Here is a 20,513-nt window from a genome sequence, read left to right as displayed (position 1 = left end):
ATGACGCACGCTCGCTGCTATGGAACGTTCCAGGGAAATCGGCGTCGCGTTGATCGGATCCGGCCGGATGGGCTCCTATCACGGCGAAACGGTGCGCCTTCGGCTGCCCGACGCCCGCCTGGTCGCGGTCGCCGATCCGGCGCCGGGCGCGCCGTCGCTCGGCGCCGACCGCGTCTACACCGACGTGGCGCAGGTGTGGGCCGACCCGGAGGTGGACGCGGTGGTGATCGCCGCGCCGGCCCGGTTCCACGCCGGCCTGGTGGTCGCCGCCGCCGAGGCGGGCAAGGGCGTCTTCTGCGAGAAGCCGATGGCACTGAGCCTGGCCGACGCCGACCGGGCGATCGACGCCACCCACGCCGCCGGCGTGGTGCTCCAGGTGGGATTCAACCGGCGCTTCGCCCCGGACTGGCGGGCGGCCCGGTCGCTGCTCGACACCGGAGTGCTCGGCGCGCCACGGCTGCTGCGCTCGCTCACCCGCGACCCGGGCGGCTTCGACCCGGCTCGGGTCGCGCCGGACACGATCTTCCTCGAGACGCTGATCCACGACTTCGACACGCTGCGGTTCCTCAACCCGGGCGCGGCCGCGGTCGAGGTGTACGCGGTCGCCGACGCCCTGGTCGAGCCGGACTGGCGGGACCGCGGGCTGCTCGACACGGCCGTGGTGACGGTGCGTTTCGACAACGGCGCGGTCGGCACGGCGGAGGCCTGCTTCGAGGCCGCGTACGGCTACGACGTGCGCGGCGAGGTCTTCGCGGCGGGCGGGATGGCCACCCTGGGCGACGGCCGCCGCAGCACCATGACCTTCTCGGGCGCCGGTGGCCGGATCGCCGAGACCGTGCGCGGTGACCAGGAGCTTTTCGCCGACGCGTACACGGCCGAGCTGGCGGCGTTCGTGGACGCCGTCCGCACCGGCGCCGCGCCGCCGGTGACCGGGGAGGACGCCCGTGCCGCCCTCGCGATCGCCCTGGCCGCCGGCGAGTCGGTGCGCGCCGGCCGGCCGGTCCGGCTGGACGAGGTGGCGAAGTGAACGGCTTCCGGCTGGCGGCCTGCGCCGAAATGATCTTCCTTGACCTGCCGTTCGCCGACCGTGTCCGGCGGATCGCCGACCTCGGCTTCGAGGTCGAGATGTGGAACTGGGCCACCAAGGACGTCGACGCGCTGGCGACGACGGGCGCGACCTTCTCGTCCATGACCGGCTATCTCGGTGGCAGCCTGACCGACCCGGCCGGCGCCGACGAGCTGCTGCGCACCGCCGAGCTCTCGCTGCGGGTCGCCGAGCAACTCGACTGCCCGCGCCTCAACGTGCACGGCACCGGGCTGGACGACCGGGGGCTCCCGGTCATCCCCGCCGCCGTGGTCACCCCGGCGATGTGGCTGGCCGCGGCGCGCACCCTGACCCGGCTCGCCGAGCTGGGGGAACGCGCCGGCCGCGTCTTCACGCTGGAGAACCTCAACACCGCGGTCGACCACCCGGGCACGCCGTTCGCGCCGGCCGCCGACACGATGGCGCTGGTGGCCGCCGTCGACAGCCCGCACCTGCGGATGAACCTCGACCTCTATCACGCGCAGATCGGCGAGGGGAACCTGATCGAGCTGGTCGAGCGGGCCCTGCCCGTCATCGGGGAGATCCAGGTGGCGGACGTCCCCGGCCGGCGTGAGCCCGGCACCGGTGAGATCCACTACCCGGCCGTCGCCGCCGCCCTGCGCCGGCTCGGCTACCAGGGTGTGGTGGGCCTGGAGGCCTGGGCCTCCGGCGACCCGGAAGTGGCACTGGCCCGCTTCCGCGACGCGTTCAGCACCGCCTGATCGGGGCTGCGCCGGCCGCGCGGGACGGTTAGGGTCGAGGTGACCATGACTTTTACGCTCTTTGTGGATGCTCGCCGGCGCCTCGCGCTGGACAGTCTGGCCGGGCTCAGCGTCGGTGACGCGCTCGGCGCTCAATACTTCGTGCCGGGGAACTTCGCCCGGGACCTGCTCGACGCCCGCGTGCCCGATGCGCCGTGGCCGTGGACCGATGACACCGAGGAAGCCTGTTGCCTGGTCGCCTGTCTGGGTGAGGGCGACTTCGACCGGGACCGGTTCGCCGAGTTGCTCGGTCGGCATCACGATCCCTATCGGGGCTATGGGCCCGGCGCGGTCGTGATGCTCCGGCAGATCCGCGAGGGGCTGCCCTGGCCGGTGGCCGCGGCGGCCGCGTTCGACGGGCAGGGGTCGGCGGGCAACGGCGCCGCGATGCGGGCCGCGCCGCTGGGGGCGTGGCATGCGGATTCGCTTGCGCACGCGGCCGCCCAGGGCGCTCGGGCGGCCGAGGTGACCCACGCCCATCCGGAGGGCATCGCCGGCGGCGTCGCGGTGGCGGTGGCCGGGGCGGTGGCGACTGCCGGCCGGTTGGACGGCGTCCGGCCGGACCTGCTCGGGGCGGTGCTCGCGCACACCCCGCCGGGGCGGGTGCGCGACGGCATCGAGAGGGCGCGGGCGATCGACGGGGTGGAGCGGGCGGCGTACGAGCTCGGGGCCGGCGCGCGGGCGATGGCGGAGGACACCGTGCCGTTCGCGCTCTGGGTCGCCGCACGCTTCCTGGACGACTTCCCGGCGGCCGTGGCGGCGTGCGTCGTCGCCGGCGGGGACGTGGACACCACCTCGGCGATCGCGGGCGGGGTCGTCGCGGCGTACACGGGGGAGGAGGGTGTGCCGGCGGCCTGGACCGCCGCGCGCGAGCCGCTCCCCGCCTGGCTCGGCCCGGCGGATAGCATCGGGGGCGATTTCCACCCGCCTGTCTGAAGGAGAACCACCGTGTCTGCACCACTCGTCGTCCCGGCCGGCACCACCGCAGGCGACGCGGTGGCCACGGCCGGGCTGCCCGCGAACGGGCCCAAGGCGATCGTGGTGGTGCGCGACCCGGCCGGGCGGCTGCGCGACCTCGACTGGGTGCCCGAGCTGGAGACCGAGGTCACCCCGGTGGCGATCGACGAGCCGGACGGGCTGAACGTGCTGCGGCACTCCACCGCGCATGTGCTCGCGCAGGCCGTGCAGGACCTCTTTCCCGAGGCCAAGCTGGGCATCGGTCCGCCGATCGAGAACGGCTTCTACTACGACTTCGACGTGGCCAAGCCGTTCGTGCCGGAGGACCTGGCCAAGCTCGAGAAGCGCATGCAGGAGATCGTCAAGCAGGGGCAGCTGTTCCGCCGGCGGGCATACGGGTCGCTGGACGAGGCCAAGGTCGAGCTGGCGAACGAGCCGTTCAAGCTCGAGCTGGTGGACATCAAGGGCGAGGTGGACGCCGAGGAGGTCATGGAGGTCGGCGCGGGCGAGCTGACCGCGTACGACAACCTCGACCCCAAGGACGGCCACCGCATCTGGGGCGACCTGTGCCGCGGCCCGCACCTGCCGACCACCCGGCTGATCCCGGCGTTCAAGCTGATGCGCAGCGCGGCGGCCTATTGGCGGGGCAGCGAGAAGAACCCGCAGCTCCAGCGGGTCTACGGCACCGCGTGGCCGACCCGCGACGCGCAGAAGGACCACCTGCGCATGCTCGAGGAGGCGGCCCGCCGCGACCACCGCAAGCTGGGCGCCGACCTCGACCTGTTCTCCTTCCCCGACGAGATCGGGTCCGGCCTGGCGGTGTTCCACCCCAAGGGCGGCATCATCCGGCGCGAGATGGAGAACTACTCGCGGATCAAGCACGAGCAGGCCGGCTACTCGTTCGTGAACACCCCGCACATCACCAAGGCGGACCTGTTCGAGACCTCCGGCCACCTCGGCTGGTACGCGGACGGCATGTTCCCGCCCATGGAGATGGAGGGCGCGACCTACTACCTCAAGCCGATGAACTGCCCGTTCCACGACCTGATCTTCCGGTCCCGCGGGCGGTCCTACCGCGAGCTGCCGCTGCGGATGTTCGAGTTCGGCACGGTCTACCGCTATGAGAAGTCCGGCGTCGTGCACGGCCTCACCCGGGTGCGCGGCATGACGCAGGACGACGCGCACATCTTCTGCACCGAGGAGCAGATGGACGGCGAGCTCAAGTCGCTGCTGCGCTTCGTGCTCGACCTGCTGCGCGACTACGGGCTGGACGACTTCTATCTGGAACTGTCGACCCGCAACCCGCAGAAGTCGGTGGGCACCGACGAGAACTGGGAGAAGGCCACCGAGGCGCTGCGGTCCGCGGCCGAGGAGTCCGGGCTGCACCTGGTGCCCGACCCGGAGGGCGCGGCCTTCTACGGCCCCAAGATCAGCGTGCAGGCCAAGGACGCGATCGGGCGCACCTGGCAGATGTCCACCATCCAGGTCGACTTCAACCTGCCCGAGCGGTTCGGCCTCGAATACTCGGCGGCCAGCGGCGGCCGCGAGCGCCCGGTGATGATCCACCGCGCGCTGTTCGGCTCGATCGAGCGGTTCTTCGGCGTGCTGACCGAGCACTACGCGGGCGCGTTCCCGGCGTGGCTGGCGCCGGTGCAGGTGGTCGGCATCCCGATCCGCGACGACCACGCTTCCTATCTCGAATCCTTTGTGGACACCCTGCGCACGGAAGGCGTCCGGGCCGAGGTCGACTTCTCCGACGACCGGATGCAGAAGAAGATCCGCACCGCGCAGCAGCAGAAGATCCCGTTCATGGTGATCGCCGGCGACGACGACGTGGCCGCCGGCACGGTGTCGTTCCGCTACCGCGACGGGTCGCAGCGCAACGGCGTGCCGATCGCCGAGGCCGTCGCGCACGTGACCGAGGTGGTTCGCAGCCGGGTCAACACCGGACCGTCGGCCGCTGAGGTCGCCGCCGCGTAGGCTCAGGCGCGTGAGCGAGATCGGTGAGCCGGACGGTTTGGAGCGTCTCTGGACGCCCCATCGGATGACGTACATCTCGGGGGAGCAGACCCCCGAGGGCGGGTGGGAGAAACCGGCCGGTTGCCCGTTCTGCGTCGCGCCGTCCCGGCCCGATGAGGAGAAGTACGTGGTGGGCCGCGGCGAGCAGGTCTACGCGCTGCTGAACCTCTATCCGTATAACCCCGGGCATCTGCTGATCTGCCCCTACCGGCACGTGGCGGACTACACCGACCTCACCGACGAGGAGACGGTCGAGCTGGCCGCCTTCACGCAGCGGGCGATGCGGGTGGTGCGCCGCACCAGCAGCCCGCACGGCTTCAACCTGGGCATGAACCAGGGCTCGGTGGCCGGCGCCGGGATCGCCGCGCACCTGCATCAGCACGTGGTGCCGCGCTGGGGTGGGGACGGCAACTTCATGCCGGTGATCGGGCGCACCAAGGTGCTGCCGCAGTTGCTCGGCGACACCCGTTCGCTGCTGGCGAAGGCCTGGCAGGAGGTTTCCTGACCTGAGCGGCGGCTCTCTAGAGGGCGGCCAGTGCCCGGACGCCGGCCGCGATCTGCTCCGGGCTCGGCGCGTTGTCGGGATCGACCAGCCATTGGATGGTCACTCCGGACATCATGGCGAGCTGCACCGACCCGACCGTGGACACCGTCTCGGGGTCGAGTGAGTCCTCGGGCCGGCCGGTGAGGATGGCGGTCAGGCCGTTGCGGCCCTCCGCCATGCCGGCCGCGATCTGGGCCCGCAGCTCGGGCGACCGCTGGCTCTGAATCATCGCCTCGACGCTGGCCAGCCACACCTCACGATGCGTCTCCAGCGTGCTCAGCACCCGCCGCCAGTAGCGCACCAGGGGATCCACCGACGGGTTCGCGTCGTCGTCCGTGGCCAGGGCGGCGCCGACGGCCTCGCCCCACTCCTCGATCGCGCTCAGCATCGCGGCGTTGAGCAGCGCCTGGGTCGAGCCGTAGTGGTAGCCGATCGACCCGAGATTGGTGCCGGAAGCGGCCACGATGTCGCGCGCGGTGGTGCGTGCGTAGCCCCGCTCATAGAGGCATCGGCGCGCGCCCGCCAGCAGATCTTCTCGGTGGCCCATGGTGCTCATCCTAGGATCTATACAAGTGTGTAAGACGTTTGTATAGTAACTCTCATGCGGAACAAGGATGTGCTGATCTCGGGGGCCGGCGTGGCGGGTCCCCTCCTGGCGCAGTGGCTGCGGCGAAGCGGGTTCCGGGTGACGGTGGTCGAGCGGGCGCCGGGGCTGCGGGACGGTGGTTACAAGGTGGATGTCCGCGGGGCGGCGATCGAGGTGCTCAAGCGGTCCGGGGTCTATGACCTGGCGCGGGCGGCGGACACCGGGATGCGGCAGATCACCTGGGTGCGTGCGAACGGCAAGCCGGTCACCACGCTGGACGCGAATCTGATGATGGGGCGGCGTGGGGATGACATCGAGCTGATGCGCGGGGATCTGGTGCGGATTCTGGAGTCCGCGGCCGATGGCACGGAGTTCATCTACGGAGACGCGATCGCGGCGATCGAGGCGGACGGGTTGGTGCGCTTCGAGAGCGGGCGGTCGCGGCGGTTCGATGTGATCGTCGGGGCGGACGGGCTGCACTCGGCGACGCGGCGTCTCGGCGGGCTCGATGTGCCGTTGACGCATCTGGGGGCCTATCTGTCGATCTGCAGCGTGCCCAATCATCTGCGGCTGGATCACGAGGAGGTGTTCTGGTCGGCGCCCGGGCGGATGGTCTTCGTCTATGGCGGGCGACCGGATGAGCCGGCTAAGGCGGGGATGGTGTTCGCGTCGCCGGAGTTGGCGCGGGGGGAGGTCACTCGGGAGTTGGTGGCTGAGCGGTTCGCGGGGCATGGCTGGGAGGTGCCGCGACTGCTCGAGGCGATCGCCGGGGCGGGCGGCGCAGGCGCTGCGGGTGCGGGCGCCGCGGGCGCTGGTGCGGGCGCTGGTGCGGGCGCCGCCACCTCCCCCACCCAGGCACTGGGTGGGCATGACGTTAGGGCCGGGGTACGACAAGTTTCGGCCGCGGACGACTTCTATGTGGACAGCCTCAGCCAGGTGACTCTGTCGCGGTGGTCGGCCGGGCGGGTGGTGCTGCTCGGGGATGCCGCCTACTGCCCGTCGCCCGCGTCGGGGCAGGGGACGAGCATGGCGATCGTCGGCGCCTATGTGCTGGCTTCGGCGCTGGCTCGGCACGAGACGGCCCCGGAGGCCTTCGCGGAATACGCGCGGGTCATGCGGCCGTATGTCGACCAGAACCTGGCCATGGGAAAGAAGATGGCGGGCGAGATGGTGCCGGGTGGGCGGCTCGCCATCGGGTTCCGCAACTACGGCATGCGGACGCTGCGGTTCAACCCGTGGAAGACCCAGATCATCGCGCAGGTGACCCGGCCGCTGCAGGAGGCGGCCAACGCTGTGCGGCTGCCGGCGCCCGAGCAGGCGCCGGCGGCGTGACGCGGTCCTACTTGGCGGCGTGCTCCTTCCGGATCGCGTCGGCCAGGTGGGCCGGCATCGGCTCGTGCCTGGCGTACGAACGCTGGAACGTCCCCGCCCCCGACGAGATCGCGCGCAGCTCCACCGCGTACCGGATCAGCTCCGTGGCCGGCACCTCGGCCCGCACCAGGCTGAACTCCCCGCCCTCATCGGACTCCGAGCCGAGCGGCCGGCCCCGCCGGCCGGAGAGGTCGCTCATCACCGCGCCCACATACTCGTCCGGCACCCGCACCACGATCTCGTCCACCGGCTCGAGCAGCGTCACCTCGCCCGCGGCGGCGGCCTCGCGCAGCGCGAGGGCCCCGGCAGTCTGGAACGCGGCGTCCGAGGAGTCCACGCTGTGCGCCTTGCCGTCGACCAGCGTCACCCGCAGGTCGACCACCGGGTAGCCGGCCACGATGCCCTTCTCGAGCTGGGCCCGGACCCCCTTCTCGACCGAGGGGATGTAGTTGTGTGGGACCGCGCCGCCGACCACCTTGTCGGCGAACTCGAAGCCGGAGCCGCGGGGCAGCGGCTCGACCTTGATGCGGCAGATCGCGTATTGGCCGTGTCCGCCGGACTGCTTCACGTGCCGGCCGTGGCCGTCCGCGGGCGCGCCGAACGTCTCGCGCAGCGACACCTTGACCGGCTCGGTGTCCAGGTCGACACCGCCCGCGCGGAGCCGGTCGAGCACGACGTCGGCGTGCGACTCACCCATGCACCAGAGCACCAGCTGGTGGGTGTCGGGGTTGCGTTCGAGCCGCAGCGTGGGGTCGCCGGCCACCAGGCGGGACAGGTTCTTCGCCAGGGCGTCCTCATCGGAGCGGGTCTTGGCGACCACCGCGATCGGCAGCAGCGGCTCGGGCATCCGCCACGGTTCCATCAGCATCGGGTCGTCGCGGCCGGAGAGCGTGTCACCGGTCTCCGCGCTGCCGGACTTGGTGATCGCGCAGATGTCCCCGGCGATGCAGGAGCCGACCTCGCGCAGCTGGGCGCCGAGCGGAGCGTAGATGTGCGCCACCCGCTCGTCGGCGTCGTGGTCGGGGTGCCCGCGCTCGGCCATGCCGTGCCCGGAGACGTGCACCGTCTGCTCGGGGCGCAGCGTGCCGGAGAACACCCGGACCAGCGACACCCGGCCGACGTGCCGGTCGATCGTGGTCTTGACCACCTCGGCCACCAGCGGGCCGTCCGGGTCGCAGGTCAGCGGGGACTTGGGGGAGCCGTCGACACCGGTCACCGTCGGCAGGTCGTGCTCCAGCGGCGACGGCGCGCCGGCCACCAGGCCGTCGAGCAGCGCATCCAGCCCGACGCCGGTCTCCGCGCAGACCGGGATGACCGGATAGAAGTTGCCCCGGGCGACCGCCTTCTCCAGATCGGGGACCAGCACGTCCGGGCCGACCACCTCGCCGCCGAGGTAGCGGTCCATCAGGCTCTCGTCCTCGCTCTCCGCGATGATCGCCTCGATCAGCGTGTTGCGGTCCTCCTCGATCGGCGCGAGGTGCTCCTGCTCGGCCTCGCCGACCCGCGGCGGATAGCCCGCCGAGTAGTCGAGCACTCGCAGCGTGACCAGCCCGAGCAGGCCGGCGATCGAGCTGCCGTCGTCGCCGAGCATGGGCTGGTAGATCGGCAGCACGTTCTCGCCGAACGCGGCCTGGCAGTCCTCGAGCGTCTCGTCGAAGTCGGCCCGGGGATGGTCGAGCCGGGTGATCGCGACCGCTCGGGGCATGCCGACCGCGGCGCACTCGGCCCAGAGCGCGGTGGTGGCCACGTCCACGCCGTCCACCGCCGAGACGACGAAGAGCGCGGCGTCCGCGGCCCGCAGGCCGGCGCGCAGCTCCCCGACGAAGTCGGCATATCCGGGGGTGTCGAGCAGATTGAGTTTGACCCCGTCGTGCACGATCGGGGCACAGGACAAAGACACAGATCTTTGTTGCCGTACGGCCGCCGGGTCGTGATCGCAGACCGTGGTGCCCTCCGTGACCGAACCCGCCCGGGAGATCGTGCCCGTGGCCGCGAGCAGCGCCTCGACCAGCGTCGTCTTCCCGGAACCGGAATGGCCCACCAGCACCACGTTGCGTACCCTGCCGGGGTCGGTCACCACCGGCGCAGCGGCGCCGGCGACCCCCTTGTCCGAAGCCTTCTGCGCCATGTCAGCGCACCTCCGTTTCCCGGGTGTTACGACGCTATTGAGAGATCCCACACCTCGGGGTGTCCGCGCCGCAACCCCCCGTAGTCATCCGACGTGGGGGCGATGACGACGGCACGGCACGCCGATAGGGTGGGGACCGCCATGGCAAAGATCTTCACTGGGACGGCCCGCGTCGTCGTCTCGCACGCGGTAAACCCGACCGCCCGTTTCCTGCTGCGCATCGGGGTCACCCCCAACGCGGTCACCGTAGCGGGCACCGTCGGCGTGGTGCTGGGCGCTCTGCTGCTCGGCGCCCGGGGCTATCTGGTAGCGGGTGCGCTCGTCGTCACGTTCTTCGCGCTCACCGACGCGCTGGACGGCACGATGGCCCGGATGCGCGGCCCGTCCGGCAGGTTCGGCGCGCTGCTCGACTCGTCGATGGACCGGATCGCGGACGCGGCGGTGTTCGGCGCGGTCATCTACTACCTGCACGGCCAGGACAACCCCTACAACGGCATGGTCGCCGCGATCATCTGCCTGGCCATGGGTCAGGTGGTGTCTTATGTGAAGGCGCGTGCGCAGAGCCTGGGCCTCAACGCCGACGTCGGCATCGCGGAGCGGCTCGAGCGGCTGCTGATCGTCGGCGTGGGCGGTCTGATCAGCGGCTTCGGCCTCGACTGGGGCCTGCCCGCGGCGCTCTGGATCCTGGCGCTGCTCTCCGTGATCACGGTCTTCCAGCGACTGATCCACGCCGCCCGGACCGAGCCGGCCGCACCGGCGTCGCCCGAGCAGACGGCGCCCACCGCGTGAAGGACAGACTGACCGAGCTCGGCTACGCGGCCGGCTGGCGACTGGTCCGCGCGCTCCCGCTGGCGGTGGCCCGCCGCGTGTTCCGCACCGCCGCCGACCGGGCCTGGAAGAGCAACGGGCCGGGCACCCAGCGGCTGCGGCGCAACCTGCGGCAGGTGGCCGGCGAGGACATGCCGGAGACGCTGGTCCGCGACGGGCTGCGGTCGTACGCGAGGTATTGGATGGAGGCCTTCCGCCTGCCGTCGAACACGCCGCAGCAAAATCTGGACGCCTTCCACCTGGTGCAGGCCGACGAGTTCCACAAGGTGCTGGCCGAGGGCAACGGCGTCATCCTGGCGCTGCCGCACACCGGAAACTGGGACGCGGCGGCCGCCTGGGCGGTGGCCCACGGGCACAAGCTGATCACGGTGGCCGAGCGGCTCAAGCCGGAGAGCGTGTTCGAGCAGTTCGTGAAATACCGCGAGCGGCTCGGCATGGAGGTGGTGCCGCTGACCGGCGCCCAGCGCGCGCCGATCGACGTGCTCGCCGAAAAGGCCGCCCAGGGGTACGCGGTGGCGCTGCTCTCCGACCGCGACATCTCCGCCCGCGGCGTCGAGGTCCAGTTCTTCGGCGGCCGCGCCAAGATGCCGGCCGGTCCCGCGCTGCTCGCGCTGCGCACCCAGGCGCCGCTCTACGCCGTCGACATCTGGTACACGCCGGACCGAGCCGAGGCCGCGATCCGGCGCATCGAGCTGCCCGACCCCGCCGACGGGCCGCTGGACGCGCGGGTCAAGCTGGTCACCCAGCGACTCGCCGAGGCCTATGAGATCGGCATCGCGCAGCATCCGCAGGACTGGCACATGCTGCAGAAACTGTGGCTGTGAGGGGTGTGACGTGCGGATCGGGATCGTCTCGCCGTACTCGTTCGACGTGCCCGGCGGCGTGCAGAACCACATCGTCGACCTCGCCGAGGCGCTGATCGGGCTGGGCCACGAGGTCAGCGTGCTGGCCCCGGCCGACGAGGACACCGAGCTGCCGGGTTACGTGGTGCCGGCCTCGGGCTGGGCGATGCCGTTCCCGTACAACGGCTCGGTGGCCCGCATCCAGTTCGGCCCGGTCTCCACCGCCCGGGTGCGCCGCTGGCTGACCAAGGGCCGGTTCGACGTGCTGCACGTGCACGAGCCGTGGGTGCTGAGCCTGTCGCTGCTCGCGGTGCTCTCCGCCCGTGGCCCGGTGGTGGCCACCTTCCACACCGCGATGACCCGGTCCCGGGCGCTGTCCGCCGCGCAGGGCCTGCTGCAGCCGGTGGTCGAGAAGATCACCGCGCGGATCGCGGTCAGCGAACTGGCCCGCAAGGTGCAGGTCGAGCACCTCGGCGGCGGCGCGGTGCTGATCCCGAACGGGGTCGCGGTGGCGAAGTTCGCCTCGGCCGGCACCCTGCCGGGCTGGCCCGGCGAGGGCGGCACGCTGGGCTTTCTGGGCCGCTTCACCGAGGCGCGCAAGGGCTTCCCCATCTTGCGTACGGCGTTCGTCACGCTCGCCCGCGAACGACCGGGCCTCAAACTGCTCGTGGCCGGGCCGGGCGACCGCGACGACCTGTACGACCTGTTCCCGCGCGACCTGCGGAACCGGGTCGAGTTCCTCGGCATGGTCTCCGAGCCGGACAAGGCCCGGATGTTACGCAGCGTCGATGTCTATGTGGCGCCGAACACGGGCGGTGAGTCCTTCGGCATGGTGCTGACCGAGGCCATGGCGTCCGGCGCGGCGATCGCGGCCAGCGACCTGGACGCGTTCCGGCGGGTGCTGGACGGCGGCCGGGCCGGCGCCCTCTTCCCCAACGGCGACGCGGCCGCGCTCGCCGCTCTGCTGCGGGAACTCCTGGACGATCCGGCGCGACGGCAGGCCCTCTCGGCGAACGCGTCGGAGGCCGTGGCGGTCTTCGACTGGCCCAGCGTAGCGACGCGTGTACTGGAGGTGTACGCGACCGCGATCGAGGCCACCGACGGCCGCGTGCTGGACGCGGAGTGGGCAGAACCACGTCCGGGGACGTAACTCTCCGACACAATTCGGCACTACGATGCCCCGCATGTGGGTAGCGCTCGGTGTGGTAGTCGTGGTCGCCCTGCTGTCCGCATATCTGGGCTGGACCTCGCACCGGGTGGAGCGCGTGCACGTCCGCGCGGCCTCCGCCGGCCGCGCCCTCGACCAGCATCTGCTGCGCCGGGCCGCGGCCGCCGCCGTGGTGGCCGAGCACGGCGATCACGTCGAGCTCTATGCGGCGGCCCGCCTCGCCCTGGACGCGGCGCCGGACGAGCGCGAGGCCGCGGAGAACGACCTGACCCGCCAGTTGGAGGCGGTGCCGCTGACCGGCACCGACCCGGCCACCCGGGCACTGGTGGTCACCAGCCGGCGCGTCGTGCTGGCCCGGCAGGTGCACACCGACCTGGTCCGCGACGCGCTCACCGCCCGGCGCCGGCCGATCGTCCGGCTGCTGCGGATGGCCCGGCACTACCCGCGGCCGGCATATTTCGACATCGTCGAGCCGGCCTTCCCGGCGCTCGCCCCGGCCCCGCGCGCCGAGCCGATCCCGGTCGAAGCGGCCTGACACCCAAAGGCCAATCCGTAGTCGATTGGCCCTCGGTGGACCCCTTCCGCGCTCTTAGACTCGTCCCGGGAGCAAGATCCAGACGATTCGCGAGGAGCCAGTCCAGTGTCCGAGACGCAGCAGCCCGCCGTGGGCACAGCCCGGGTCAAGCGCGGCATGGCCGAAATGCTCAAGGGCGGCGTGATCATGGATGTGGTCACGCCCGACCAGGCGAAGATCGCCGAGGACGCCGGCGCGGTCGCCGTGATGGCGCTCGAGCGGGTGCCCGCGGACATCCGCGCGCAGGGCGGCGTGTCCCGGATGAGCGACCCCGACATGATCGACGGGATCATCGCCGCGGTGTCCATCCCGGTGATGGCCAAGGCCCGCATCGGCCACTTCGTCGAGGCGCGGGTGCTGCAGGCGCTCGGCGTCGACTACGTGGACGAGTCCGAGGTGCTGACCCCGGCGGATTACGCGAACCACATCGACAAGTGGGCCTTCACCGTGCCGTTCGTGTGCGGGGCGACCAACCTGGGCGAGGCGCTGCGCCGGATCACCGAGGGCGCCGCGATGATCCGCTCGAAGGGCGAGGCCGGCACCGGCGACGTCTCCAACGCCACCACCCACATGCGCACCATCCGCGCCGAGATCCGCCGGCTGCAGAACCTGCCGGAGGACGAGCTCTACGTCGCGGCCAAGGAGCTGCAGGCGCCCTACGAGCTGGTCAAGGAGGTGGCCGAGGCGGGCAAGTTGCCGGTCGTGATGTTCACCGCGGGCGGCATCGCCACCCCGGCCGACGCGGCCATGATGATGCAGCTCGGCGCCGAGGGCGTCTTCGTCGGCTCGGGCATCTTCAAGGCCGGCAACCCGGCGCAGCGCGCGGCCGCGATCGTCAAGGCCACCACGTTCCACGACGACCCCGAGATGATCGCCAAGGTCTCCCGCGGGCTCGGCGAGGCGATGGTCGGCATCAACGTCGAGGAGATCCCGCAGCCGCACCGCCTGGCCGAGCGCGGCTGGTGAGCTAGGCCGGCTTCTCCACCAGCACGAGCCAGTTGCCGGTGTTGTCGCGCATGACCGCCTCTACCCCGTAGGGGCGGTCGGACGGCTCCTGCAGGAACGTCACACCCTTGGCGCTCAGCTCCTCATAGGTCTTGCGGCAGTCGTCCACGCGCAGCCCGAGCCCACCCATCTGACCGGCTTCGAGCTGGCCCCGGATGAAGTCGGCGGCCTCCGGCGACAGCGGCGGCCCGGGCACCATGAGGGTGACCTCGAGCTCGGGCTGATTCGGCGGCTTGATCGTCATCCAGCGGTAGCCGTCGCCCATGGTGATGTCCACGGCCGGCTCGAAGCCGAGGTGCTCGACGTAGAAGTCGCGGGCCTTGTCCTGGTCCAGGCAGTAGACGGTGACCAGGGAGATGTTCTGAATCATGCCTCGACGCTAGAGCCTGAGGATCCGGGCGCGCTTCTCCGAGATTGCGGTATCACGCCCTGCATGAAGAGGTAGCAGCCCGGGATGTGCGGGGCCTGGCCGGCGTAGCGGGCTCGGTGGGCCACCGGGGACTCGCCGACCAGCTCGGTGAAGCGCGACGAGAAGGAGCCCAGGCTGGTGTAGCCGACCAGCATGCAGATCTCGGTGACCGTGAGGTTCGCATGGCGCAGCAAGTCCTGGGCGTGCGCGATGCGGCGCCGGGAGAGGTAGCGCATCGGTGTCTCGCCATAGACGGCGCGGAAGGCGCGTACCAGATGGAATTTGGACAAACCGCAAAGCGCGGCCAGGTCGCTCAGGGTGAGCGGCTCGGTGTGGTGCCGGTCGATGTGGTCGTGCACCCGGCGCAACGCGATCACACCGGAAGCCTAGGGTGGAGACGATGAACATCGGAGTGCTGGCCCTGCAGGGCGACGTGCGCGAACACCTGCGGGCGCTGTCTGCCAGCGGTGCGCAGGCCACGGCGATCCGGCGGCCCGAGGAGCTGGCCGCGGTGGACGCTCTGGTGATCCCCGGCGGCGAGTCGACGGTGATGAGCAAGCTGGCGATCACGTTCGAGCTGATGGAGCCGATCCGCAAGCGGATCTCCGCGGGGATGCCGGTCTACGGGTCCTGCGCCGGCATGATCATGCTGGCCGAGCGGGTGCTGGACGGGCGGCCGGACCAGGAGTCGTTCGGCGGGATCGACATGACGGTGCGGCGCAACGCTTTCGGGCGACAGGTCGAGTCGTTCGAAGGGCCGGTCGACATTTCCGATATTCCCGGCGGGTCCTTCGACGCGGTCTTCATCCGGGCGCCGTGGGTCGAGCAGGTGGGCACGGAGGTGCAGGTCATGGGGCGCGTCACGGCCGGTCCCGCCGCCGGTAGGATTGTCGCCGTCCGGCAGGGCAACCTGCTGGCCACGGCTTTTCACCCGGAGCTGACCGGAGACCTTCGTGTGCACCGGTACTTCGTAGAGCTCGCCACCGAGTCTCTTTCAAACCACGGAGGTTAAGCATGTCCGGCCACTCCAAGTGGGCGACGACCAAGCACAAGAAGGCCGTCATCGACGCCAAGCGCGGCAAGATGTTCGCCAAGCTGATCAAGAACGTCGAGGTCGCGGCCCGGGTCGGCGGCGGAGACCCGGCCGGCAACCCGACGCTCTACGACGCCATTCAAAAGGCGAAGAAGAGCTCGGTGCCCAACGACAACATCAACAACGCGGTCAAGCGCGGCTCCGGCCTCGAAGCCGGCGGCGCCGACTGGCAGACCATCATGTACGAGGGCTACGGCCCGAACGGTGTCGCCCTGCTGATCGAGTGCCTGACCGACAACCGCAACCGCGCGGCCACCGAGGTGCGCACCGCACTGACCCGCAACGGCGGCACGTTCGCCGACGCCGGCAGCGTGTCCTACCTGTTCAACCGCAAGGGCGTGGTGATCGTCCCGAAGGCCGGCCTGTCCGAGGACGACCTGATGATGGCGGTGCTGGACGCGGGCGCCGAGGAGATCAACGACCTCGGCGAGTCGTTCGAGGTGGTCAGCGAGCCGACCGACCTGATCGCGGTGCGGACGGCGCTGCAGGACGCCGGCATCGACTACGACTCGGCCGAGTCCTCCCTGGTCCCGACCATGACGGTCGAGGTCGACGAGGACGCGGCGCGCAAGGTCTTCAAGCTGATCGACGTGCTCGAGGACAGCGACGACGTCCAGAACATCTACGCGAACTTCGACGTCTCCGACGAGATCATGGCCAAGATCGACGCCTAGTCGGGTGGGCTCGGCAGCAGGCTGATGAAGATGGCGAAGAGCAGCACGATCGTGGCCGTGGTGCGCCAGATGCGGTGCCACATCGCTCGGCGGCGGGCCTCCGACCAGGCGATCGCCGCCTCGGCCAGCGGGCGGCCGTCGGCCTGCACCGTGGTCGCCAGGAACTCGGCCTTGCGGACCGCCATCGTCGCCGGCAGGTGGGCGGCCCGCACCATCGGGCGCAGGATGCGCACCTCGACCGCATAGATCTGGTCGTCGCGCCACTGCTTGGTGCGCATCTCCAGGCGCCGCTTCACGAAGTCGCGCACCGCGTCGGCGTGCGAGAGTTTGCTGCGGAAGGTCAGCCGGCGCCAGTGCAGCGCCACGTCGGTCAGCACCAGGGCGGCCAGGCCCTGCGCCGGGCGGGTGTCCGCGGCGGCCTCGAACCGGCCCGCCACCGGCGCGCCGTCGGCCTGGAAGGTCGCGGTCGGCCCATAGGTGCGCTCGGCGAACCGGCCCAGCATGTCGGCCGGGGCGTCGCCGGTCAGACGGGCGGCCTCGGACTGCACCCAGGAGAGACGCTCCGACACGAACGCGACGAACTCGGGTGGCGGTTCGTCGGCCATCGGCGGCACGAGGTACACGCCTCATCGTCGGGGTGTGTCGTGTCGTTCCGCAAGATGCGCCGGGTACTAGTGTTCGTCGAACACACGTACGTGCTTGGGTGCAGGGGAGGTGTCTGGTGCGCGTGCTCGGCATCGACCCGGGTCTCACCCGGTGCGGCGTCGGTGTCGTCGAGGGCGTGCCCGGGCGGCCCTGCAAGCTGGTGGCCTACTACGTGGTCTACACCGAGCCCGAGGACGACATCTCGCTGCGGCTGCTGCATCTGGACAACTCCCTGGCCGAGCTGGTCGCCGAGCACAAGCCGGAGAGCGTCGCGGTGGAGCGGGTGTTCAGCCAGCACAACGTGCGCACGGTGATGGGCACGGCGCAGGCCAGCGCGGTCGCGATCCTGGCCGGCTCGCGGGCCCGCCTGCCGGTGCAGACCTACACGCCGAGCGAGGTCAAGGCCGCCGTCACCGGCTCCGGCACGGCCGGCAAGGCGCAGGTCACCGCGATGGTCACCCGGCTGCTTTCGCTCGACGCGCCGCCCAAGCCCGCCGACGCCGCCGACGCGCTGGCCCTCGCCATCTGCCACATCTGGCGCGGCGGCACCCGAGCCAAGATCCAGGAGGCGGCGGCAAAAGCCCGCATCGCCATCCAACAGAGCCGACTCAGATGATGGCCAGGGGAGGAATTCGATGATCGCCAGCGTGCGCGGCGTGGTCGCGGCGATCGCCCCGGACAGCGCCGTCATCGAGGTCGGTGGGGTGGGGCTGCTGCTGCACTGCGCGCCCAACACGCTCGCCGGACTCAAGGCCGGCGTCGAGGCCCGGCTGGCCGCCAGCATGGTGGTCCGGGAGGATTCGCTCACCCTCTACGGCTTCGCCGACGACGACGAGAAACAGCTCTTCGAGCTGCTGCAGACGGCGAGCGGGGTGGGGCCGCGTCTGGCTCAGGCGGTGCTCGCGGTGCATCAACCCGATGCGGTACGCCGTGCCATCAGCGGCGGGGACATCGCGGCGCTGACCCGCGTACCCGGAATCGGGAAGAAGGGCGCCGAGCGCATGGTGCTCGAGCTGCGCGACAAGATCGGCCCGGTCGCCGTGGCGACCGCGGGCGGCGGCGTGCTCGCCGGCGAATGGCAGGACCAGGTGCGCCAGGGCGTCATCGCGCTCGGCTGGTCGGCGACGCAGGCCGACCAGGCGGTGGCCGCGGTCGCGGAGACGGTGGACGGCGAGGCGCCACCGGTGCCGGTGCTGCTGCGCCAGGCGATCCGGCTGCTGGGCCGCACCCGATGAGTGATCCGACGAGCGACTACGTGGTCTCCGCCGAGGCCGACGACGCCGACCTGGACGCCGAGGCCAGCGTCCGCCCGCGCCGGCTGGCCGACTTCATCGCCCAGCACCGCGTCCGCGACCAGCTCGACCTGCTGCTCAAGGGCGCGATGGGCCGCAACACCCCGCCCGACCACATCCTGCTGTCGGGCCCGCCCGGACTCGGCAAACCGGTGTCGGTCGACGCCTTGGTGCTCCTCGAGGACGGCAGTCGCCGCAGGCTCGGAGACATCAAGGCCGGCGACCGGGTGATCACCCGAACCGGCGAGGGCGCAGAGGTCCTGGCGGTGCACGAGCAGGGAGAACTCGACGCGGTCCGGATCAGGACTGTCACCGGGCGGGAGGTGGTCGCGGCTCCTGACCACCCGTTCTGGACGACGGAGGGGTGGGTGAAGGCGGGCGACCTCACCCCGGACGACGTGGTCGCCGAGGTGCTGTCGGCGTCGATCGTTGCGGACGGAACCGAGCCCACCGACGAATTCCGCCTGGCCGGTTACCTGATCGGCGACGGATGTGTCAGCAACCAGGTCACGTTCACCAGCGGTGACGATGAGGTCCTGGACGACTTCCGGGCGGTTTGTGATCGGCTCGGCAACAGCCACCTGACGCGACCGAACTCCGCGCGCAGCTCCTTGGTGCGGATTTCCGGTCTCCACCCCTGGTTGCGGGAAACCGCCTTGCTCGGCAAGACGGCGTGGCAGAAGCGGGTGCCCGAGTTCGTCTATCACGGAGACGCCTGGCAGGTCAGCGCGTTCCTGGCCGCCTACTTCGCCTGCGACGGGACGGTGAGTCGGCGAGGGCGAGAGCGCTACGACGTGGTGATCGAGTTCTACAGCGTCTCTCGCGGGCTGTTGGAGGACACCCAGCACCTCCTGCTGCGACTCGGCATCCAGTCGCGACTCAAGCTCAAGCGCGGCCGTCACCAGGGTCGCCCGCACGAGTCGTGGCGCTTGAGCATCACCAGTCAGGACGATGCCGCCCGCTTCGTCGAGCGGGTCACCCCGATCGGTGCGCGTGGCGAGCGCCTGCGCGAGTGGGCGCCGCGCCGTGATCGGTTCGACGAAGGGCTCGCCCCCGACCGGGTCGCTTCGGTGGAGCCCGTTGGCCTGCACGAATGTCGATGCCTGACGGTGGCGGGGGATCACACCTTCACGGTGAACGATCTGGTCGTGCACAACACGACCCTGGCGAACATCGTGGCGGCGGAGCTCGGCGCCGGGATCCGGACCACGAGCGGGCCGGTGATCGAGCGGTCCGGGGATCTGGCCGCGATCCTCACCGGGCTGGCCGAGGGCGACGTGCTCTTCATCGACGAGATCCACCGCATCGCGAAGCCGGCCGAGGAACTGCTCTACAGCGCGATGGAGGACTTCCGGGTCGACGTGGTGGTCGGCAAGGGGCCCGGCGCGACCGCGATCCCGCTCGACGTCGAGCCGTTCACCCTGGTCGGGGCGACCACCCGGGCGGGGCTGCTGTCCGGGCCGATGCGTGACCGCTTCGGTTTCGTCGCGCATCTCGACTTCTACTCGCCCGACGACCTCGACTCGCTGCTGCACCGGTCGGCCCGGATCCTCGGGGTGCCGATCACCGCCGAGGGCGCCCGGGAGATCGCCGGGCGGTCGCGCGGCACCCCGCGCATCGCCAACCGGCTGCTCCGCCGGGTGCGCGACTACGCCGAGGTGCGCGGCGACGGCATCGTCACCGAGGCCGCGGCGCAGGCCGCCCTCAAGGTCTACGACGTGGACGCGCTCGGCCTCGACCGGCTGGACCGGGCGGTGCTGCGCGCGCTGATCGAGTCGTTCCGCGGCGGTCCGGTCGGCCTCTCCACGCTGGCGGTGGCCGTGGGGGAGCAGTCCGACACGGTCGAGGAGGTCTGCGAGCCGTTCCTGGTGCGGGCCGGCCTGCTCGCCCGCACCCCGCGCGGCCGGGTCGCCACCGAGCAGGGCTGGCGGCACCTGGGCAAGACGCCGCCCACCGATGGCCGAGCGGTCCAGGCCGATCTGTTCGCGCGGGATTCCCGAGACACCTGATCAGGGGATTGCGCGAAAACGCCTCGTAATCCGACCGATACCTGTGCCGCGTAGGGAGTTCCCAGGCAGGGGGACTAAACTCACCGCCGTTCGAGCGCGATTTGTGCTCCCTCAGGAAGGTTTCCTCGTGTTTTTGTCAGCTCAAGCGCAGGGCGGCAGCAGTTTCATGCCTCTGCTGCTCATCGTTCTGCTCTTCGGCGTCATGTATTTCATGATGATCCGCCCCCAGCAGAAGCGTCGCCGTGAGGCTCAGGCCATGCAGTCGGCGCTCGGCCCGGGCGATGACATCGTCACCATCGGCGGGCTGCACGCGACCGTCGTCTCGGTGGACGACGACGTGGTCACCGTGGAGATCGCGCCCGGCGTCGAGGCTCGCTTCGCCCGCCCGGCGATCGCCCGTGTGGTGAACAGCCAGGCCTCGTCCGTGCCCGACGACGAGCCGGTCGAGGCCGAGCCCGTCGCCGACGAGCCGGTCAACCCGGTCGTGGAGACCCGCAAGAACGACTGACGTCGTGTTTCATCAC

General features: G+C 71.1%; 22 protein-coding genes and 1 pseudogene. 18 read left to right on the top strand and 5 right to left on the bottom strand.

All coding sequences use genetic code 11. The annotated features are described in order from the left end of the window. Positions 1-19 precede the first annotated feature (19 nt). The 5 genes from ACZ6TI_RS29550 to ACZ6TI_RS29530 all read left to right on the top strand — a co-directional run bounded on the left by ACZ6TI_RS29550 (position 20) and on the right by ACZ6TI_RS29530 (position 5,326). The gene (locus ACZ6TI_RS29550) at positions 20-1,027 is read left to right on the top strand and encodes a Gfo/Idh/MocA family oxidoreductase (protein WP_465348439.1); all 1,008 of its coding nucleotides are present in this window, start codon (positions 20-22) and stop codon (positions 1,025-1,027) included. Next, positions 1,024-1,806 (top strand): TIM barrel protein, encoded by a 783-nt coding sequence (locus ACZ6TI_RS29545; RefSeq protein ID WP_465348438.1) that lies wholly within the window; start codon positions 1,024-1,026, stop codon positions 1,804-1,806. Before ACZ6TI_RS29550 ends, ACZ6TI_RS29545 begins: the two co-directional genes overlap by 4 nt. A 45-nt stretch (positions 1,807-1,851) precedes the next feature. Next, a complete protein-coding gene (locus ACZ6TI_RS29540) occupies positions 1,852-2,781 on the top strand; it encodes an ADP-ribosylglycohydrolase family protein (RefSeq protein WP_465348437.1) in 930 nt (309 codons plus the stop codon). 12 nt (positions 2,782-2,793) lie between these two features. Beyond that, positions 2,794-4,782: a threonine--tRNA ligase gene (gene thrS, locus ACZ6TI_RS29535; RefSeq protein WP_465348436.1), complete on the top strand. Its 1,989-nt coding sequence runs from the start codon at positions 2,794-2,796 to the stop codon at positions 4,780-4,782. Positions 4,783-4,846: 64 nt separating this feature from the next. Further along, complete coding sequence (locus ACZ6TI_RS29530; protein WP_465348661.1) at positions 4,847-5,326, top strand: HIT family protein; 480 nt, start codon at positions 4,847-4,849, stop codon at positions 5,324-5,326. Between the two features lie 16 nt (positions 5,327-5,342). Here the strand turns inward: ACZ6TI_RS29530 and ACZ6TI_RS29525 are convergent, their stop codons facing one another. Further along, a complete protein-coding gene (locus ACZ6TI_RS29525) occupies positions 5,343-5,912 on the bottom strand; it encodes a TetR/AcrR family transcriptional regulator (protein WP_465348435.1) in 570 nt (189 codons plus the stop codon). 54 nt (positions 5,913-5,966) lie between these two features. Between ACZ6TI_RS29525 and ACZ6TI_RS29520 the strand changes: the two genes are divergently transcribed. Then, positions 5,967-7,283: an FAD-dependent monooxygenase gene (locus tag ACZ6TI_RS29520; protein ID WP_465348434.1), complete on the top strand. Its 1,317-nt coding sequence runs from the start codon at positions 5,967-5,969 to the stop codon at positions 7,281-7,283. 7 nt (positions 7,284-7,290) lie between these two features. On the opposite strand, the gene ACZ6TI_RS29515 is transcribed toward ACZ6TI_RS29520, so the two are convergent. Beyond that, complete coding sequence (locus ACZ6TI_RS29515) at positions 7,291-9,450, bottom strand: elongation factor G-like protein EF-G2 (protein WP_465348433.1); 2,160 nt, start codon at positions 9,448-9,450, stop codon at positions 7,291-7,293. A gap of 141 nt (positions 9,451-9,591) precedes the next feature. Here ACZ6TI_RS29515 and pgsA point away from each other — a divergent pair, with 141 nt between their 5' ends. From pgsA to pdxS, 5 genes are all read left to right on the top strand, one after another. Then, positions 9,592-10,239, top strand: a complete 648-nt coding sequence (pgsA, locus tag ACZ6TI_RS29510) for a phosphatidylinositol phosphate synthase (protein ID WP_465348432.1) — start codon at positions 9,592-9,594, stop codon at positions 10,237-10,239. Continuing rightward, on the top strand, positions 10,236-11,102 hold the full coding sequence (locus ACZ6TI_RS29505) for a phosphatidylinositol mannoside acyltransferase (RefSeq protein WP_465348431.1): 867 nt from the start codon (positions 10,236-10,238) through the stop codon (positions 11,100-11,102). The genes pgsA and ACZ6TI_RS29505 overlap by 4 nt, the downstream gene beginning before the upstream one ends. 10 nt (positions 11,103-11,112) lie before the next feature. Then, entirely contained in the window at positions 11,113-12,270 is a 1,158-nt protein-coding gene (locus tag ACZ6TI_RS29500; protein ID WP_465348430.1) for a glycosyltransferase family 4 protein, read from the top strand. A gap of 25 nt (positions 12,271-12,295) precedes the next feature. Beyond that, positions 12,296-12,823, top strand: coding sequence for a hypothetical protein (locus ACZ6TI_RS29495; protein WP_465348429.1), 528 nt, complete (start codon positions 12,296-12,298; stop codon positions 12,821-12,823). A 105-nt stretch (positions 12,824-12,928) separates the two neighbouring features. Then, complete coding sequence (gene pdxS / locus ACZ6TI_RS29490) at positions 12,929-13,828, top strand: pyridoxal 5'-phosphate synthase lyase subunit PdxS (RefSeq protein ID WP_465348428.1); 900 nt, start codon at positions 12,929-12,931, stop codon at positions 13,826-13,828. 1 nt (position 13,829) lies between these two features. Here pdxS and ACZ6TI_RS29485 read toward each other — a convergent pair whose 3' ends face one another. Further along, a complete protein-coding gene (locus ACZ6TI_RS29485) occupies positions 13,830-14,237 on the bottom strand; it encodes a VOC family protein (protein ID WP_465348427.1) in 408 nt (135 codons plus the stop codon). Then, a complete protein-coding gene (locus ACZ6TI_RS29480) occupies positions 14,234-14,653 on the bottom strand; it encodes a helix-turn-helix transcriptional regulator (protein ID WP_465348426.1) in 420 nt (139 codons plus the stop codon). Before ACZ6TI_RS29480 ends, ACZ6TI_RS29485 begins: the two co-directional genes overlap by 4 nt. Positions 14,654-14,676: 23 nt before the next feature. Here ACZ6TI_RS29480 and pdxT point away from each other — a divergent pair, with 23 nt between their 5' ends. Together pdxT and ACZ6TI_RS29470 are read left to right on the top strand one after the other, a co-directional pair. Continuing rightward, complete coding sequence (gene pdxT, locus ACZ6TI_RS29475) at positions 14,677-15,288, top strand: pyridoxal 5'-phosphate synthase glutaminase subunit PdxT (RefSeq protein WP_465348425.1); 612 nt, start codon at positions 14,677-14,679, stop codon at positions 15,286-15,288. A gap of 2 nt (positions 15,289-15,290) precedes the next feature. Next, positions 15,291-16,043: a YebC/PmpR family DNA-binding transcriptional regulator gene (locus tag ACZ6TI_RS29470; protein WP_465348424.1), complete on the top strand. Its 753-nt coding sequence runs from the start codon at positions 15,291-15,293 to the stop codon at positions 16,041-16,043. On the opposite strand, the gene ACZ6TI_RS29465 is transcribed toward ACZ6TI_RS29470, so the two are convergent. Continuing rightward, the gene (locus ACZ6TI_RS29465; protein WP_465348423.1) at positions 16,040-16,666 is read right to left on the bottom strand and encodes a hypothetical protein; all 627 of its coding nucleotides are present in this window, start codon (positions 16,664-16,666) and stop codon (positions 16,040-16,042) included. The genes ACZ6TI_RS29470 and ACZ6TI_RS29465 overlap by 4 nt on opposite strands. Before the next feature lie 98 nt (positions 16,667-16,764). Between ACZ6TI_RS29465 and ruvC the strand changes: the two genes are divergently transcribed. The 5 genes and pseudogenes from ruvC (at position 16,765) to yajC (ending at position 20,497) form a co-directional block, all read left to right on the top strand. Beyond that, positions 16,765-17,304 (top strand): crossover junction endodeoxyribonuclease RuvC, encoded by a 540-nt coding sequence (gene ruvC, locus ACZ6TI_RS29460; RefSeq protein ID WP_465348422.1) that lies wholly within the window; start codon positions 16,765-16,767, stop codon positions 17,302-17,304. Between the two features lie 19 nt (positions 17,305-17,323). After that, a complete protein-coding gene (ruvA, locus tag ACZ6TI_RS29455) occupies positions 17,324-17,923 on the top strand; it encodes a Holliday junction branch migration protein RuvA (protein WP_465348421.1) in 600 nt (199 codons plus the stop codon). After that, positions 17,920-18,945: pseudogene (locus tag ACZ6TI_RS29450) on the top strand (LAGLIDADG family homing endonuclease); the annotation flags it as partial. The gene ruvA and the pseudogene ACZ6TI_RS29450, both read left to right, overlap by 4 nt. A gap of 105 nt (positions 18,946-19,050) precedes the next feature. Next, positions 19,051-19,989 carry a Holliday junction branch migration DNA helicase RuvB gene (ruvB, locus tag ACZ6TI_RS29445; protein WP_465348660.1) on the top strand — a complete coding sequence of 313 codons (939 nt, stop codon included), beginning with the start codon at positions 19,051-19,053 and terminating at the stop codon, positions 19,987-19,989. A 166-nt stretch (positions 19,990-20,155) separates the two neighbouring features. After that, entirely contained in the window at positions 20,156-20,497 is a 342-nt protein-coding gene (yajC, locus tag ACZ6TI_RS29440) for a preprotein translocase subunit YajC (protein ID WP_465348420.1), read from the top strand. Positions 20,498-20,513: the final 16 nt, after the last annotated feature.

The organism is Actinoplanes sp. NPDC051388 (genome assembly GCF_055586225.1).
Note: the sequence above shows the minus strand (reverse complement) of the source record. Positions and strands in the feature narration are given on the sequence as shown.